Source organism: Desulfosarcina cetonica JCM 12296 (genome assembly GCF_001311845.1).
GTDB classification, from domain to species: Bacteria; Desulfobacterota; Desulfobacteria; order Desulfobacterales; family Desulfosarcinaceae; genus Desulfosarcina; species Desulfosarcina cetonica.
This window is the reverse complement of sequence record NZ_BBCC01000013.1, coordinates 18,061-34,988: the sequence shown is the minus strand read 5'-3', so window position 1 is coordinate 34,988 and position 16,928 is coordinate 18,061. Positions and strand designations below refer to the sequence as shown.

The window sequence follows — 16,928 nt, the reverse complement described above, 5'->3', positions numbered from 1 at the left end:
TAAAATTAAATTCTCATTGGCATAATAACACTGGTAAAAGTTTTATCACCATCACCTTCAATGACACAGGGATGGTTACCATCGACAATATTGATAATTACCTGTTCATCATCAATAACACTCAATGTATCCAAAAAATATTTTGGATTAAAAGCAGCTTCAATCATCCCTCCGGCAAATTCTATTTCGGTTTCTTCCTTGGATTCACCATAATCCGGATTTGTAGCAGTTACCACCAGTTTATTATCATCAAAAGTAAAAACAGCGCCCTTGTAATGATCGGTTGCTAAAATAGACATTCTTTTCAGCATCTTATAAAATTCTATCGTATCAAGGTGAATAAAATGGTCCACTCCCTTTTTTAGGATATCTTCGTATTTGGGAAAATCTCCTTCCAGCATTCGAATAATGATGGTTTCAGTCTCTTTTTGAACAATAAAATTGCTATCTTTGATGCCAACTTGAACATTTCCCTCAACATCAAGAAATTTCGCAACTTCATTTAGTCCTTTTTTGGGAACCAATACACCTTCACCCAGAGGAATTATTAGTGATGACTCAAAAATATGATCGACTGCATTTAAACGACTGCCGTCTGTGGATACAAATCGAAAGATACTTATATCTTCGTTTTTCATTCGCTCAACAAAGATACCATTGATATGGGCGCGTTTTTCATCACCCGCTGCTGATATAATAGTGGTACGTTCAATCATTTTTTGTAGAATGGCGGCTTCAATCGAAAAAAATTCAACTTCACTAATATGTGGCGTTTCTGGAAAATCATCTGGATTCATTCCAACAATATGGTATTGAATTTTTCCGCTACCAATCTCTATCCAGCGATTTTCGACTTCATTGATGAAAATATCATCAGAAGGAAACTCTCTTAAAATTTCATATAATTTTTTTGCACTAACAGCAATGGCGCCCTCTTTTTCTACCGAAGCAGAATAAAAACCTTCAAAACCGGTTTCTAAATCGGTCGCAGTCAAATATACACCCTCGTTTCCACTGCGAATCAAAATATTTTCGGTAATTGCCAGATTGCTTCTTCTTCCAGCCAATCCTTGAACTTTTGCCAGCACACTTACAATCTGAGATTTGTTGATAACGAATTTCATAATAAAAATCCTTTATATTCATCTATTGGTTCTTAGAGCTGACAAAAAAGTTTATATATTCATAACTAATTATAATAACTAATTATTTTTAATAAAAAAATGTTAATAACGTTTTCTGTAAATTTATTTAACCCGTCATTTTTAAACCTGTGATTTGCTGTTGTTCATAACTATGGTGTTATTGTCAATCTATTAAACAAAAAACTTCTCAACAAAAAACTTCACGGCTGCATAGCAAGCAATTAAGCCTGAACCCACTTTCGGATTTCTGGTAAAAGCGATGTATTCCAATCCGAAGAGACTCTCAGATTTAAAAAAGCATTAAAAAGACGGTTTATTAATTCAATCGCTTTTTCAAACAGATAAGCTTTCTCCAACAACAAGCCCTCAATATCGTCTTTTGTTTCCAAGGGCCCCGTCTCAGGAGCTTAAGCCCTGAAAAAGATAGACTTTCGCCTTTTAAAGAAAATTTCCAGTCCTGATTTTCTGTTTTATAAATTAAATTCATTTCAATAACAACGGCACCCTTTCTCAAAGAAAGAATTCCCTCTTCCAAACCGGCATCGTCGCCCTTAATCGTAATTATCTCACTTGAATCATTACTATTGTTTTCAAGTACGATTCGGTTGCCAATATTCAGGGCAACAATGGTTTGATCGACGGTTTTTAAATAATCCGGGTTGGCGTCAATGATAAACCAAAGCCAGGTTAAAAATTCATTTCCAATAAATTTATAGCGGTTATAGGCAACGGCGACATCAAGCATGGAATAATTGGCTACTCCGTAAAACGGGTTGGACTGAGTTGGGTAAGAATATCTTTTTCCGGATCGGATAATGGCGATGCTAATGACGCCATACTATATGGAAAAAGTCGTATCAGTTTCAGTTTAAAGGACTTCGAAAATAGGGTTTCCAGTTCTTCATTGGCACCCTTCAAATTTGAAAAAAACCATAATCGGTTGGCTTCATAATTCCAAATAAGGTCATAACTATTTGGTGTTGCAGGAATTCTTAAGTTCAATACATGGATAACGTGGTCTTTTATCTCTTTTTTTTCGGTTTTGCTCAAAAAATCGCGGCCGCTGACCTCAAGCCGTTTTTTCATCTCCATGGCATAGTGCTTTTGAACGATTTTGGCAGGAATTGATTTTTTATCAATCCGCATGGAAAAAACCAGATGCGTTCCGATCAAGAACGGATTTCTATCAAAATCGGTGCTGAAAGGATCATTGAAACAAGTCCAGCCGATGGCCTTATCTGAAGATTCATTGTCAATCTCTTCAATGGATTGCTTTTTTAAACCGATTGCAACGTTTTCGATAATCGGTTCATCAAGATTCCCCTCGACAAGGTATTGCGTAATCGAAACAGAAGATGAAAATATTCCCATAGAAGATTCCGCAGAAAGTCATCAAAAGGTTAATAATTTATATTAAAAACATATACATATAATATATTATTAATAATTTTTTCAAGCTATTTTTGAAATCTTTTTGAAATAGATGGAAGCCAAAGAACATTTGTAATATCAAGTCCTAGTCGGGACCGACTTGTGGTGTGCTATTGATAAAAAAATATGAATCATCCAAAATTTTTTATTTTGTAATTAAAATCAGACGATTCTCCCGACCAAAACCGGACACATTTTGAGCATTAAAACAACCTAAAAAATAATAATCCAAATAAATACAGGACGTAACAAAACTCTACTTTGTGCGTTAAGCCTGAAAATGACCCATGCTAAACGCACGGCCATCTATCCCTCCTCATACTCCTCAGGGCGAACAGAGAAAATTTCTCAAACCCCAAACAATATGCTGTAAATATACAATAAATTGAAAGAAGGCGCAATCAGCAACACGCTTGACCGCGTCCTGTTTGCGAGAGTATCTGTCGAAAAACAGGGAATTCCGGACAATTTTATCCCAAAATGTGTTGTATTTAGCATGGCAAGAAAATACTTGATTTGTTGCATATAGCATGATAACAAATTCAGCATGATTCTTGCCCCCAGCACGATTACCTACTTCAATAAAATTCAGGCCAAGGTCGCCCAAGCCATGGCTAAATTCGATAGTGCCACACCTTACTTCGTTCAAGATGATCCGGTCATTTTTAATTACGAATTGATCCGAAAGGCCTGGTTTCAGGGAGTACCGATCAAAACCATCTGCCAAGAAAACAAGATATCGCGCTCGCAGTTCTATGAAAAGGAAGATCGCTTTGTAACCTACGGGATGGCAGGGCTTTTTCCGGATTTTAAAGATCTGATCGATGCACCAGATTTGGAACGTTTGGTGATTATGGTCAGCAGGGCACGGCCAAGCCTGTCTCAACAGGCAATTTTTCGATTTGCCGAGGCGGTTCCTGCTACCAAGGCGGATGCGAATATAGAAACGGTTGCACAAATTCTGGCGTCTTACGGTCGTTTGGTTTCCAATCGGCCAGGTGATATCGATTTTTGGTGGCGCATTCAAAGAACACTTTCTGAACTGAATCGATTGAAGCAGAAGGGCGTTAAGGGGCGAGACCGCAAAAAACGCCAACAAACATTTTTTCAGGATGCCGATTTATGCCATAAACGTTTTGAATTATTCAGAGAGATATTTTTACAGTCCTCGAATGCGGTTAAACCGGTTTGCTTGCGTTACGGTTTGTCGCTGACCAGTTATTACCGTTTGGTGAAAGACTATCGGCTTTTTGGACCCTGGGCACTCATTCCGGCCAATACACCCGGCAAGGATACGATGAGCGATGAGACCGAGTTGAGCATTGTTCTGCACAAGTTGCGTCATCCTCGAGAATCGGCGCAGGGGATTGTCAACATTCTCAAATTGCGTTGCTCGAGATTTACCGTTAATCGGGTGTTTTCCCGCTGGGCTTTAACAGACCGCACGCGGGCACCGGTGGCTTTGGATCAATTCTGTTCCGAGCCGGACAACGAGGTGAATCCGTTTGTTCCCGACATGACAGCGTATCATCTTCATAGTGAGGCGTCATTGCTCGAATCGCGCCGGATAAACCGGCAGTTTGAGTTACTGTGCCGTAAAATGCAAACACATGCCTATCATTTATGCGATCCAGGCCCACTTTTGCTGGCACCGTTTGTCAATGACCTGGGGATCGTGCAGGCGATGGAAAGCTATGGTCCGGCGCGGTTGCGAGGTAAGGACTTGAGCAATTTGGCCCTGCTGAATGTTTTTCGCATTCTGTCCGGATATCGACGCATTAATCATCTACGCAATAATCGCGATCGATCTGTGGCCTTTGCCAGTGGCCTGGGTATGTTCGGATCACGTTCACGCTATTACGAGGACACCCTGGAATTCAAATTTGACCAGCTTCATCTACTTCGTTGCGATCTGGTTCTCCGGGCCAAGGAGCTTGGCCTTACCCAAGGCACGAAGATCGCTTTCGATTTTCATTTCAAGAGGTTTTTTGGAGCTCACAGCATTGATAAGGGAATTGGAAAAGGCCCTGACAAATCGGGTGATTTGGTTCCCGGCTTCAGGCCCCATGTGTCTTGGGACCTTTCGACCAACACACTTTTGTCGATGAATTATTACCATGGGGGCATGCGTGCACCAAGCATCCTGGAACACTATTGCGAGGAACATATATTTCCGCTTTTCGATCCATTGGCCATTGAGGAGATTTATATGGACTCGGAATACACCAAGGAAGCCAGCCTACAGTATTTCAAGCAGGTTCGCTGCTCCAATGGCGATGTTTATATTTGCCTGAAGAAAAATAAGCAGATCAAGAAACTGATCGGCCCGGCGTTGGATGACGAATCCGGCTGGGAGAAACACGACGAGGAAGATGAACTCAAATCCATTGACGTTACGCTTCCGAAAACGTTGCTGCCCCTGAGGATCGCGATCCTGCGTGATCTTGAAACTCGAAAAAAGATTCGCTGCTTTGGAAGTACCCATACCGAGTTAAACGCGTCGGAAATGCTTCAAAAATACCGTTACCGCTGGCTTGTGGAAAACGGTCTGAAGGACTTGGTATACAGCTATTTTTTAGATGAAATGACTGGCAGCGACCCCGAAAAAGTTGAATTCGAATTATACTGCATCATGGTGGCAAGACTTGCTTATGAAAATTTCCTCAAAGAAGTGGGCGGGGAGCACTACCGCCACCAAGATGGTAACAAGACGACGCTACAAAGCATGCGGAACTTGTTTTTTGAAAAAAGAAATTTTACCCTGCATCAGGGTTCGGATGACAATCTGGTCGTCACGATCCTCGATAGCAGTGGGAACGAATTTGAGCAACGTACCGCTGATATGCTGAGCCAACGGATGGTACAAGGCAAAAACAAAGTCTTGTGGTGGGGCAATCGTGGCGTCGTACTAAGGTTCAAAAACCAGTACAAACCGATGAAAGTGTCCGGTCAGCAGACCTGAAAAGTGTCCGATTTTGGACGGGAGAATCGTCTGAAAATATAATGAACTCAGATACTTTTATAGCTGATTTACATATCCATTCAAAATTTTCGCGAGCTACTGCTCAAAATCTTGACCTTGAAAACCTTTATGTCTGGGCGCAGCTCAAAGGAATTAAGGTTGTTGGAACTGGGGATTTTACCCATCCGGAGTGGTTTTCAGAGATCAAGAATAAGCTGGAACCCGCTGAACCGGGTTTGTTTCGCCTCAGGTCCGATATTGCAAACTGCTGCGATGAACGTGTTCCAGTATCCTGCCGGGCGCCGGTTAGGTTTATGTTGAGCTGTGAAATCAGTAATATCTATAAAAAAGAGAATCAGACTCGCAAAAATCATAACCTTGTATTTTTTCCTGATCTCGAAAATGTAAGGCAATTCAATCAACGGCTCAAGGCCATCGGTAATATTCATTCAGACGGTAGACCCATTCTGGGTTTAGATGCACGAGATTTACTTGAAATTACACTGGAAACGTCTGATTATGGTTTTTTTGTGCCGGCTCATATCTGGACGCCTTGGTTTTCCATGCTGGGCTCAAAATCGGGTTTTGATTCGATTACCGAATGTTTCGGTGACTTAACCCACCATATTTTTGCAGCTGAAACAGGCCTTTCATCGGATCCACCAATGAATTGGCGCGTTGCCGATTTGGATTCGGTTACCCTTATATCAAATTCGGACGCGCATTCACCTGCTAAACTTGGAAGAGAAGCAAATCTGTTCAAAACGGATTTGAATTACCATAGCATATGGAGGGCTATTAAAAATGGCGATCCGAATCATTTTTTGGGGACATTTGAATTTTACCCTGAAGAAGGCAAGTATCACGTGGATGGACATCGTAAATGCGATGTTTGTTTACAGCCCGCCGAGACCCGATTGTATCAGGGGCTTTGTCCTGTTTGCGGCAAGGCATTGACCCTGGGGGTATTAAATCGCGTTGAACAACTTGCCACACGCATTGAAGGGATTCGATCGAAGCGCACCTTCCCGTTCTATCGTTTGATTCCATTGGAAAATATTTTGTCCGAGCTTCTTTGCGTGGGTCCTAAATCCAAGAAGGTTTCCCAAACCTATTGGTCGTTGCTGGAAAATCTGGGTAACGAATTAACCATTTTGCACGATTTGGCGATAGAGCGTATCGCTGCAGTTGGTTTTCCCCTGATCGATGAGGCGATTTCTCGAATGCGTGACAACCGTGTCGCGTTTTCACCTGGATATGACGGCGTTTTTGGAACGGTTCACATTTTTTCCGAAGCGGAGCGATCCAAGCTCTCCACACAGCGTAGCCTTTTTGCCGGTTTCGACATCGGAACTGTCGCTAACCCGCCCCAAATGAAGAATAATCCCATTCAACCCCAACCTTCTTTACAGCAAAATACCATCGATAGCGTTGATCCGGTTGTCCGTTTGAATGCCGAACAGCAGAAAGCCGTTGACCATACCCATGGCTCGCTGATGATCGTGGCCGGACCCGGTACCGGTAAAACCCGAACCCTGACCCACCGTATGGGTCGGATTCTTCAATCGGGTGCGGATATCAGCCGAATAATAGCCGTCACCTTCACCAATAAGGCAGCCAAGGAGATGCAGGAACGTTTGTTCGCCATGCTGGGAGAAAGCCAACCGCTTCCGTTTGTCGGAACATTTCATTCGCTGGGCTATCAGATCTTAAAGGACGGGAACACCGATCGAGCGCTGAGCATTCTGGACGAGGACGGTCGCAAAGCCATTGTTCAGGATGTATTGGTCTTAAATAATCAGGTCGGCAATGGACGTCGGATTAAATTAGAAGATCTGATGAAATGGATTGGACTGGCCAAACAAAAGATGCTTTCATTCTGTGAAGAACTGGATGATATTTGTCCGCCTGAGCAGGTTGATCTTTTTCGCCGTTGTTATGAAAGCTATGAAAACATATTGGAAATTCATCATTCTGTCGATTTTGAGGACCTTATTTTTAAAAGTGTTCAGTTACTTGAAAACGATGTCAGTATACAGGAAAATTATAAAAATCGCTTTACTGATATATTTATCGATGAATATCAAGATATTAACGTCAGTCAATATCGTCTTGTTCGTCTGTTGGCCGGCGGTCAAGCCAATCTTTGCGTGATTGGTGATCCAGATCAGTCCATCTATGGTTTTCGAGGATCTGATTTAAGCTGCTTTAAATGGTTTCTGGGCGATTACCCTCAATGTCAGACAGTTTTTGCAAAAATTATCGATCGACACAGACCATTCTTGAAATTTCTTCCCAGGTGATCCGGCATAACCCGGAACCTTTGGCAACCGGTCAGCGTTTGGCGACATATTCAAACCGAACAGGTGATAGAAAGATCCAAGTATTGGAAATGCAGAGCGAAAATGCTGAAGCTGTCGCTATTGGCAAGACTATCGAAAAAATGGTGGGTGGGATTGGCTTTTTATCGTTGGACTCTGGTTCCGTGGATGTATCCGATGACTCACTGAACTTCGGTTTTTCTGATTTTGCCGTTTTGTTTCGAACCCGGAATCAGGCTGTTCCGATTTTAAAAATACTGGAAAAAGCCGGAATTCCTTGCCAAGTTGTCGATCGGAGAAGTGTTCTGGATCACCTGGGACTGAAATCATTGCTTTCGATTGTTAAGTTGATGCATGGTTTGGGCGGTTATGCGGATATCGAAGCGGCATTGAAGGTGATGAGGCCCAAATTGTCTTCCCATCTAATAAAATCATTAAAACGCTGGGCCTATCAGAACCAATTATGCGTTGAACAGGCCTTTATTCAAACACGACGCCGTTTACCGATTCCCCCTATGGGGCTTTCAAAACAGCAGCAATTATATGATTTTATTCATCAGATTGATATATTGAAAAATAGACTGGCCACTTGTTCATTAACGGATCAAATCGAATATTTATCGGAAAAATTGGGTATTACTGAAAAATTTAATGACGATATTTTCTTTGAAAAAGGTTTTCAGCAGATCGTCGAATCCGCAAAGGGTTTGTTTCCAAAAGATGTGGCTGACTTTTTGGCGACAGTGGCGCTTTGTAGGGATACCGACACGTATGACCATCGGGTTGAAAAAGTGTCGCTGATGACCCTGCATGCTGCAAAAGGTCTTGAGTTTCCGGTTGTTTTTATTTCTGGTTGCGAAGACGAATGGATTCCCTACCGATCGGAGAATCGGTCTTCGGATGTACAGGAGGAGCGACGGCTATTTTACGTCGCTCTGACCCGGGCGAAAAGATACCTTTTTCTCAGTTGGGCCAAAAATCGCCGCATCCATGGGAAACCCCGTAGCCGGCATGTATCGCCATTTATCGAGGATATTGATATGATCTATAAAACAAATTTCGGACACGATTTTAAGAAGGCACCGCAATCCCAACATAAACAACTTTCTCTTTTTTAACGGAGTATTGCATGTCAGGCGACCCTTTTCGATCTTTACCGCTGAATACCGGATTAATCCTGAACTATTTTGATCAATCCAAAAAAATTGCCGCCGATAGTTGGTATGTCTGTATTTGGGTAGAAATAGAAATTCCCGTGAACAAAAAATGGTTCGGCAATTATCACTTGGATGATATGAAATTCGACAAAATACGGCAGGCCCTTGGGGATCGGGTTTGCTTCAGACATAAAAATGAACGAAATTTCGTCAGTAATCATGACAAAGAGCGGATTGTAAACGATATTTGTGATCGCGTGGCGAAAATGGGGACGACCTATTTCTGCCACCCGGATTTTGCCGCCAAATATATTTTGAAATGCTTCAACGATAAAATAAACCGTCGATATTGATATTTTTAATGAAGAACGGCAGACTTATTCCTTTCAATCGCTCGCATCGGCTTTTGGATAAAGTGCGTGATTATTTGGCGGACATGAACACTTTTTTCGCCGACATCGATAATGGTGTAGCGATATTTCTTGAAATATTGCCGCATGTGGACAATTCCATGTTGGCCAGGATGCTTCCACTGCTCGGATATGCCGGTAAGGAAGAAGTATTGTGGCCTTTATATGATTTGACGGTCAATGAATCGACGAATGAGCAAATTCGCACGACGGCTGCCATTCAACTGGGGCTGGCGGCTTTGCAAAGTAAGGATCCATCCGCTATCAATGCCGCGTTGATCAATATGCTGGATCATTCTTTGCCGACGATTCGAATGGGTTGTGCATTAGCCTTGGGTTGGGAAGGGAATTATCCGGCCGTTCAGGCGCTTATTCAACGTCTTGATGATCCTGAGCGGGATGTTCAGGCATCGGTCGTAACGGCCTTGGTGTCCGTGGGTGGCAATTATGTTTTTGATCTGTTAAAATCACGGCTTCTAATCGGATCCATAGAAGAACAGCGTAGTATTTTACTCAATTATTGGCGTTTTTCCGAGAAGTTTCCAAACGTCGAATGGGTCTACAGCGATGTTATCATGGATTTGCCCGCAGACATGCGCATCGACGCGTTGGAGGGAATGGGAATGCTTCCCATTTCTTTTGTTATTCTAAATAGATATCGTAAATTGATTGCTGACGAAGATCCCTTCGTCCGATTGAAGGTTTTAGAAAATTTATTAGCCCACAAAGCGGATGAAATTTCTTCTATCAGTGATGATCTGTACCCTCTTTTAAATGATAAGGACAGTCGTGTCAGACAGGCCGCTGTTCGGCTTTTAAGTAATTTATAGATAAAAATATCCAATTCATCCGGAACATTGTAAACCACGATGGTTCTTCGGGCGTTGCCGTTACATGTCGGATTTAAAGAAAGATTCGGTATCTACAATGCTGTTCGGCCGTTTGGAATACTCGGTGGGGACGGTTCCTTCCTTGAAACATTCGATAAGAGTATCCTTGGATTCGGGAACGGGCAGCAATCCGGTTTTAGCATCGATTTTTGCAAAACGACCCCTTCCGGAACCTGAAAGACTTTCACGGGTTTGTCTTTTAGGATCGTTTCCATGAATCCGAGCCAGATGGGACTGGCCGTACGCCCGCCAGTCTCCCCTTTCCCCAGGCTCTGATTATGATCGTGTCCCACCCATACACCGGTGATGTATTGCGGCGTATAACCAATAAACCAGGCATCCTGTAAATCGTTGGTGGTTCCGGTCTTGCCGGCTACCGGGCGATTGAGCGCCTTGACCCGTTGGCCGGTTCCCTCTTTCACCACACTCTCCATGAGGCTGGTCATGATATATGCCGTATTTTTTTCCATAACCTTTTTGGGGTAGGGATTCATCTCCTCGATAACATTTCCGAAACGATCCTCTATTTTGGTAATGAAGGCCGGTTCTATCAGGTATCCGTCGTTGGCGAAGACGGCGTAGGCATTGACCAACTCCAGTACCGTTACACCGGAAGAGCCTAGGGCAATGGAAAGGTTCCGCTCCAGGGGGGAGGCGATGCCCATTTTGCGTGCGTAGTCGATGCAGTAATCCACTCCGATGTTCTGAAGAATTTTAATGGTGACCACATTGCGGGATTTGGTCAGCGCTTCCCGAAACAGGGTGGGACCATAGAATTTTTTGCCGTAATTTTTCGGTTTCCAGGTGAAGTCCCGGGCTTTAAAAACAATGGGGGCGTCGATGATTTCCGTTGCCGCCGTGTAACCTTTATCCAATGCCGCTGCGTATATGATCGGTTTGAATGCCGAGCCGGGCTGGCGGCGGGACTGGATGGCCCGGTTGAATTGGCTTTCCGCGAAGTCCCGGCCCCCGACCATGACTTTGACCAGTCCCGTTTGGGATTCAATACAAAGCAGGGCGCTTTGGGCATCGGGAATCTGATCCAACGAAAGATCCCAAAGTCCGTCGGGTTTCTTTTTTCGTTTAGTCGCACCAGAATCACATCACCGGTTTTAAACACGCGACCGAGATTTCTGACACGGTCCTGATAGGCGGCTTTGTTAACGTTGGGCTTACGGGCCCAGCGCACATCACTCACAGGAATGACGCCCCGGGCATCCCCCATGCGGACGAGGACCTTGCCCGCCTTGTCGTTTATATCGATTACCACGCCTTTTACGGAAGCGCCCCGTGCTAAAGGCGTCTCTTTCTGCAACGCTTTTTGCTTGGTGCAAAAGCCCTCTATTTCGGCCTCGGCCAGGTGGGCTTCGGGTCCCCGATATCCCTGGCGGTGATCCAATGCATGCAGTCCCTTTTCGATTTCCCGGCGGGCCGCCTTCTGCATTTCGATATTGACGGCCGTATAAATTTTCAATCCTTGGGTATACAGTGCCGCCTCACCGTATTTTTGTTCGACATAGCGCCGGACATGCTCCGTGTAGATGGGAACCTCTTCAATATACCAGTTCCGCCGCGGCTTAATATCCAACTTAACATCAATGGCGGCGGACACTTGGGCATTGTCGATGAAACCCTCTTCCATCATCCGGTTGAGCACATAAATCTGGCGCTGTTTGGCCCGTTCGGGATAGTGGAACGGCGAGTATCGGCTGGGCGCCTGGGGAAGTCCGGCCAAAATGGCGCATTCGGCCAAATTCAAATCGCTGACGGTTTTGCCAAAATAGTTTTCGGCCGCCGCTTCAACCCCATAGGCGCCGTGGCCCAGGTAAATTTGATTGAGATATAAAAAAAGAATCTCCTCCTTGGAAAAGGTTTTGTCGATACGATAGGCCAGGATGGCTTCCTTGATTTTTCTTTCGTAGCTGCGTTCAGGGCTTAAGAGAAAGGATTTGGTGACCTGCTGGGTGATCGTGCTGCCCCCCTGAACAATCGTGCCGGCTTCCAGATTTTTTATAAATGCCCGCACGATGCTGAAAAAATCGATTCCCTGATGCTTATAGAAGCGCGAATCTTCGGCGGCGATGAATGCCTGCTGAAGTTGGACGGGGATTTTGGACAACGGAACGACGATGCGTCGTTCCTTATAAAATTCGGCGATTTTATGATTGTCATCCGAATAGACGGTGGTGACAATGGAGGGCTGGTAATCTTTGAGGCTGGTTATTCTTGGCAGATCTTCGCTGAAATAGGAGTAAACCGCGAATGTCGCCGCGGCACCGGTCAACAAAAGAAAGAAGGCCAGCCACATCGACCATTTGATCAAGCGGAACATGATCACATGGGGTTTGCGACGGGCCCGTTTTTTGATAATCTGCGAGGTGCTCTTCTGTCTCGTCATGGCGGATTGAATCTTCTGCGTTTTGCATGCCGGCCATCCAACGGCTTGCCGGTGGGGTGACCATGAATCAAGCTGACGACTTTATAGCATATTGAGACAATCGTCGCACCCTAACAAAGTAAATAATTTTTCGCAAGATTATCCCGCAGTTGCGAAAAAAAGGGATTGACTCCCGCCGGTGATCTGATTAGATAATCCGGTTTTACCTCAAGTCGGAGTAAGGAAACGATGATAGAACTCGATTTCAAAAAAATGGGTGGGCTGGTTCCAGCCATTGCCCAGGATGTGGAAACCGGTGACGTGTTGATGCTGGCTTTCATGAACCAGGCTGCATGGGAAGAGACCCTGAAGACTGGGCGGGCGACCTACTACAGCCGTTCTCGCGACACCTTGTGGGTCAAGGGCCTGACCTCTGGACATATTCAGTACGTCAAGGAGATCCGGGTCGATTGCGACAACGACACCGTGCTGCTTAAAGTGGAACAGGTCGGCGGAGCCGCCTGCCATACCGGATATGCCAGCTGTTTTTATCAGAAAGTGGAAGACGGTGCATTGGTGACCGTTGGCCAGCCCGTTTTTGATCCCAAGGAGGTTTACAAAGAATGACGATGCCGCTGAAGCTGGGTATTCCCAAGGGAAGCCTGCAGAATGCCACCTTTGCCCTGTTCAAGCGTTCGGGTTGGACCATCAATGTCAATGACCGCAGCTATTTCCCTGAAATTAATGACGATGCCATCGAATGTGCCATCTGCCGGGCCCAGGAGATGTCCCGCTACGTGGAAAACGGCACCCTGGATGCCGGCCTCACCGGAAAAGACTGGATCGCCGAAAACGAATCCGATGTGCATGTGGTCGCCGATCTGGTTTATTCCAAGGTCAGTGCCAGACCGGCACGCTGGGTTCTGGCGGTGCCTTACGATTCGTCGGTTGCTTCCCTTGAGGATTTGAAGGGGAAAAAGATTTCCACCGAACTGGTCGCCTTTACCAAACGCTATTTTGAAACCCGTGGGATCCCCGTCAAGGTGGAATTCTCCTGGGGGGCGACTGAGGCCAAGGTCGTTTCCGGTCTGGCGGATGCCATCGTCGAGGTGACCGAAACCGGTTCGACGATCAAGGCCCACGGTCTGCGGATCATTCATGAACTCATGCAGACCAACACCCAGCTGATCGCCAACCGCACGGCCTGGGAGGATTCCCAGAAGCGTGAAAAGATCGAACAGATCGCCCTTTTGCTGAAAGGGGCGTTATTGGGGGAAAAACTCGTGGGGATCAAGATGAACGTGCCGGAGGACAAACTGCCTGAGGTGGTCGGCCTTTTACCTAGCCTCAACGCCCCCACGATTGCGTCCCTTTACAATTCCAATTGGTTTTCGGTGGAGACGGTTATCGGAACCAACGTGGTGCGGGATTTGATTCCCGAATTGCTCAAAAAGGGTGCCGAAGGCATTATCGAATATCCGCTCAATAAGGTGATTTGATCGTTTCTTAACAAAAGGGGTTGGTATGGCATCAAAACGCACCGAGGAGATGACTTCCTTTATTGTCATGGATGTTCTGGAAAGGGCCTGCGAGCTGGAATGTCAAGGCAAGGACATTGTTCATCTGGAGGTCGGCGAGCCTGATTTCGATACCCCCGAATGTGTCAAGGCGGCCGCCTGCAAGGCCCTGGCGGATGGGTCGACGCATTATACCCATAGTCTGGGACTGTTGGAGCTGCGTGAGGCCATTTGCGAATACTACCACGATACCTATGGCGTCACGGTGGATCCGGACCAGGTGGTGGTCACCTCGGGTACGTCGCCGGCCATCTTCATGACTTTTGCCGCCCTTTTGGAAGCCGGTGACGAGGTTATTCTTTCCGACCCGCATTATGCCTGTTATCCCAACTTCATCAAGTTCGTGGGTGGAGTGCCGGTAACCGTGCCGGTGTTCGAGGAAGATGGATTTCAGTATCGGCCCGAGGCCATCGAACAGAAAATTTCCGACCGGACCCAGGCGATTTTCATCAACTCCCCGTCGAATCCCACCGGCAATCTTCTTTCCAAGGCGCGCATGCAGGCCATCGCCGGCATGTCACCGTGGATTGTTTCCGATGAGATTTACCATGGCCTGGTCTACGAGGGAAAGGAACACTCTATCCTCGAATTCACCGATCGGGCTTTTGTCCTCAACGGATTTTCCAAGCTTTTCGCCATGACTGGTCTGCGGTTGGGCTATCTGATTGCGCCCAAGGCATTCATGCGGCCGATCCAGAAGGTGCAGCAGAATTTTTTCATCTCGGCCAATGCCATGATCCAGAAGGCTGGCATCGCCGCCCTGAAGGAAGCCGGTGCGGATGTGGCGCGCATGAAACGCATCTACAACGAACGGCGCATCTTCATGATCCGGCGGCTTAAAGAGATGGGATTGGGCATTACCGTCGAGCCGACGGGCGCGTTTTACGTCTTCGCCAATGCCAAGCACCTTTCGGGCGACTCCTACGCCCTGGCCTTCGATATTCTGGAAAAGGCCTGCGTGGGGGTGACCCCAGGCGTTGATTTCGGCAAACACGGCGAGGGATACCTGCGGTTTTCCTATGCCAATTCCCTTGAAAACATTGCTGAGGGGCTGAATCGTCTCGAAGCCTATCTCAAAACCCGAACGTAAGCGACCCGACCATTCCCATGCATGTAAAAACGGCAGAATTCGTCACCAGCGCGGTCAAACCCGAACAATATCCGGCGGGCGCCCTGACCGAGGTGGCGTTTGCCGGCCGGTCCAACGTGGGCAAATCTTCCCTGATTAATACCCTGGTTAACCGAAAAAGACTGGTCAAGACCAGCTCCACCCCCGGCCGCACCCAACTGATCAATTTTTTCTGTGTCAATCAGACGCTCCATCTGGTGGACTTGCCCGGTTACGGTTATGCCCGGGTGCCTGAATCGGTGAAACGCCATTGGGGACCCATGATCGAGACCTACCTCAAAGCGCGCGACCGGCTGAAGGCCGTCGTGTTGATCCTGGACATCCGGCGAATTCCAGGGCTTGAAGAACTGCGCTTCCTGGACTGGTTGGCCCTGTACCGCAGAATCGCGATTCCGGTGTTGACCAAGGTGGACAAATTATCCAAGTCCGCCCAGCAAAAACAGCGTCAGGCCATTGCCGGTGCCCTGAACGTGGATGCGTCGACCTTGATTCTTTTTTCCGCTAAAACCCGACAGGGATTGCCACAGGTCTGGGCCGCCATCGACCAGGCCATCGAAGCCGAGGTGCCCGGTGAACCGTGATACCGATCTTTTCCGCTGCGGTTATGTGGCCATTCTTGGCGCACCTAACGCGGGAAAATCCACCCTTCTCAACCGCATGCTGGGGCAGAAGCTCTCCATTACGTCTAAAAAGCCGCAGACGACGCGCAACCGCATTCTCGGGGTAGTGCATCGAAAGGGATCCCAAGTGGTTTTTCTGGACACCCCTGGAATCCACCGGGCCAAGAACCCGCTTAATACGCGCATCGTGGACGCGGCCCTGTCTACCCTTGCGGAGGTCGACCTGATCCTGCTGGTGGTGGATGTGCAAAACCCGGACAACGCATCGGAAGACCTTTTGATGGGCAAGCTTGAGACCCAGAAGCATCCGGTGGTGTTGGCGCTCAATAAAATCGACCAGCTTCAGCGGCCAGAACTGCTGGTTAGGATTGAGCGTTGGTCCCAGCGCTTTGCCTTTACCGCCGTGGTACCTGTCAGCGCCAAAAGCGGTGAACAGGTGGATCGTCTGCTCGACGCCATGGAGATGGCGCTTCCCGAAGGTCCGCCGTTTTTTCCACCGGAGAGTCTGACCGATTTGCCCATGCGTTTCATTGCTGCCGAACTGATTCGTGAAAAGGTGATCCGACTCACCGGGCAGGAAATCCCTTACGCGGTGGCGGTGACCATCGATCTTTTCAAGGAAGAGAAGAACGGATCGCTTAATCGCATCCATGCCACGATTCATGTGGAACGCGACTCCCAGAAGGGCATCGTTATCGGGAAAGGCGGTGCCAAGCTCAAGCAGATCGGCGAGGCGGCCCGGCAGGAGATCGAACAGCTCCTGGAAAGCAAGGTTTTTCTGAAGCTTTTTGTGCGCGTTCAGAAGAACTGGACCAAAGATACCAAGGCCCTGCGTAAGTTCGGATACGAATGATTCTCTCTTTTCACCCTTGTTATGAGGCGGATGCCAATATCATTTGCGCCGGAAGG

Annotated in this window: 13 protein-coding genes and 2 pseudogenes; 10 read left to right on the top strand and 5 right to left on the bottom strand. The window is 46.7% G+C overall.

The genetic code is table 11. The features are described from left to right. Nucleotides 1-5: 5 nt before the first annotated feature. From dnaN to JCM12296_RS04855, 3 genes are all read right to left on the bottom strand, one after another. Nucleotides 6-1,124 (bottom strand): DNA polymerase III subunit beta, encoded by a 1,119-nt coding sequence (gene dnaN, locus JCM12296_RS04865; protein ID WP_054690591.1) that lies wholly within the window; start codon nt 1,122-1,124, stop codon nt 6-8. Between the two features lie 337 nt (nt 1,125-1,461). After that, a complete protein-coding gene (locus JCM12296_RS04860; protein ID WP_246803994.1) occupies nt 1,462-1,890 on the bottom strand; it encodes a hypothetical protein in 429 nt (142 codons plus the stop codon). A gap of 11 nt (nt 1,891-1,901) precedes the next feature. After that, nucleotides 1,902-2,516: a recombination-associated protein RdgC gene (locus JCM12296_RS04855; protein ID WP_054690588.1), complete on the bottom strand. Its 615-nt coding sequence runs from the start codon at nt 2,514-2,516 to the stop codon at nt 1,902-1,904. Nucleotides 2,517-3,123: 607 nt separating this feature from the next. Here JCM12296_RS04855 and JCM12296_RS04850 point away from each other — a divergent pair. From JCM12296_RS04850 to JCM12296_RS04825, 5 genes are read left to right on the top strand one after another with little or no spacing between them, the layout of a single operon-like run. After that, nucleotides 3,124-5,538 (top strand): transposase, encoded by a 2,415-nt coding sequence (locus JCM12296_RS04850; protein WP_054690585.1) that lies wholly within the window; start codon nt 3,124-3,126, stop codon nt 5,536-5,538. Nucleotides 5,539-5,579: 41 nt separating this feature from the next. After that, the gene (locus tag JCM12296_RS35920; protein WP_083455840.1) at nt 5,580-7,841 is read left to right on the top strand and encodes a UvrD-helicase domain-containing protein; all 2,262 of its coding nucleotides are present in this window, start codon (nt 5,580-5,582) and stop codon (nt 7,839-7,841) included. Then, nucleotides 7,775-8,977 carry a 3'-5' exonuclease gene (locus JCM12296_RS04835; protein ID WP_172683769.1) on the top strand — a complete coding sequence of 401 codons (1,203 nt, stop codon included), beginning with the start codon at nt 7,775-7,777 and terminating at the stop codon, nt 8,975-8,977. The genes JCM12296_RS35920 and JCM12296_RS04835 overlap by 67 nt, the downstream gene beginning before the upstream one ends. Before the next feature lie 11 nt (nt 8,978-8,988). Then, nucleotides 8,989-9,369 (top strand): hypothetical protein, encoded by a 381-nt coding sequence (locus tag JCM12296_RS04830; protein ID WP_054690574.1) that lies wholly within the window; start codon nt 8,989-8,991, stop codon nt 9,367-9,369. A gap of 8 nt (nt 9,370-9,377) precedes the next feature. Next, nucleotides 9,378-10,256: a HEAT repeat domain-containing protein gene (locus JCM12296_RS04825; protein ID WP_054690571.1), complete on the top strand. Its 879-nt coding sequence runs from the start codon at nt 9,378-9,380 to the stop codon at nt 10,254-10,256. 92 nt (nt 10,257-10,348) lie between these two features. On the opposite strand, the gene JCM12296_RS48900 is transcribed toward JCM12296_RS04825, so the two are convergent. Together JCM12296_RS48900 and JCM12296_RS48895 are read right to left on the bottom strand one after the other, a co-directional pair. After that, on the bottom strand, nt 10,349-11,293 hold the full coding sequence (locus tag JCM12296_RS48900; RefSeq protein ID WP_306303964.1) for a penicillin-binding transpeptidase domain-containing protein: 945 nt from the start codon (nt 11,291-11,293) through the stop codon (nt 10,349-10,351). Nucleotides 11,294-11,451: 158 nt separating this feature from the next. Continuing rightward, nucleotides 11,452-12,624: pseudogene (locus JCM12296_RS48895) on the bottom strand (transglycosylase domain-containing protein); the annotation flags it as partial. A gap of 315 nt (nt 12,625-12,939) precedes the next feature. Here JCM12296_RS48895 and hisI point away from each other — a divergent pair. The 5 genes and pseudogenes from hisI to era form a co-directional block, all read left to right on the top strand. Further along, a pseudogene (gene hisI, locus JCM12296_RS04815) lies at nt 12,940-13,320 on the top strand (phosphoribosyl-AMP cyclohydrolase); the annotation flags it as partial. Then, nucleotides 13,317-14,192: an ATP phosphoribosyltransferase gene (gene hisG, locus JCM12296_RS04810; protein WP_054690566.1), complete on the top strand. Its 876-nt coding sequence runs from the start codon at nt 13,317-13,319 to the stop codon at nt 14,190-14,192. The pseudogene hisI and the gene hisG, both read left to right, overlap by 4 nt. Before the next feature lie 25 nt (nt 14,193-14,217). Then, nucleotides 14,218-15,360 (top strand): pyridoxal phosphate-dependent aminotransferase, encoded by a 1,143-nt coding sequence (locus JCM12296_RS04805; protein ID WP_054690563.1) that lies wholly within the window; start codon nt 14,218-14,220, stop codon nt 15,358-15,360. A gap of 17 nt (nt 15,361-15,377) precedes the next feature. Continuing rightward, entirely contained in the window at nt 15,378-15,980 is a 603-nt protein-coding gene (gene yihA, locus JCM12296_RS04800; RefSeq protein ID WP_054690559.1) for a ribosome biogenesis GTP-binding protein YihA/YsxC, read from the top strand. Next, nucleotides 15,970-16,872, top strand: a complete 903-nt coding sequence (gene era, locus JCM12296_RS04795) for a GTPase Era (protein WP_054690557.1) — start codon at nt 15,970-15,972, stop codon at nt 16,870-16,872. The genes yihA and era overlap by 11 nt, the downstream gene beginning before the upstream one ends. Nucleotides 16,873-16,928: the final 56 nt, after the last annotated feature.

Coding starts and splice junctions, on each gene's coding strand:
- dnaN (WP_054690591.1), bottom strand. CDS start 1,124: ATGAAATTCGTTATCAACAAATCTCAGATTGTAAGTGTGCTGGCAAAA.
- JCM12296_RS04860 (WP_246803994.1), bottom strand. CDS start 1,890: ATGCTTGATGTCGCCGTTGCCTATAACCGCTATAAATTTATTGGAAAT.
- JCM12296_RS04855 (WP_054690588.1), bottom strand. CDS start 2,516: ATGGGAATATTTTCATCTTCTGTTTCGATTACGCAATACCTTGTCGAG.
- JCM12296_RS04850 (WP_054690585.1), top strand. CDS start 3,124: ATGATTCTTGCCCCCAGCACGATTACCTACTTCAATAAAATTCAGGCC.
- JCM12296_RS35920 (WP_083455840.1), top strand. CDS start 5,580: ATGAACTCAGATACTTTTATAGCTGATTTACATATCCATTCAAAATTT.
- JCM12296_RS04835 (WP_172683769.1), top strand. CDS start 7,775: ATGTCAGACAGTTTTTGCAAAAATTATCGATCGACACAGACCATTCTT.
- JCM12296_RS04830 (WP_054690574.1), top strand. CDS start 8,989: ATGTCAGGCGACCCTTTTCGATCTTTACCGCTGAATACCGGATTAATC.
- JCM12296_RS04825 (WP_054690571.1), top strand. CDS start 9,378: ATGAAGAACGGCAGACTTATTCCTTTCAATCGCTCGCATCGGCTTTTG.
- JCM12296_RS48900 (WP_306303964.1), bottom strand. CDS start 11,293: ATGGTCGGGGGCCGGGACTTCGCGGAAAGCCAATTCAACCGGGCCATC.
- hisG (WP_054690566.1), top strand. CDS start 13,317: ATGACGATGCCGCTGAAGCTGGGTATTCCCAAGGGAAGCCTGCAGAAT.
- JCM12296_RS04805 (WP_054690563.1), top strand. CDS start 14,218: ATGGCATCAAAACGCACCGAGGAGATGACTTCCTTTATTGTCATGGAT.
- yihA (WP_054690559.1), top strand. CDS start 15,378: ATGCATGTAAAAACGGCAGAATTCGTCACCAGCGCGGTCAAACCCGAA.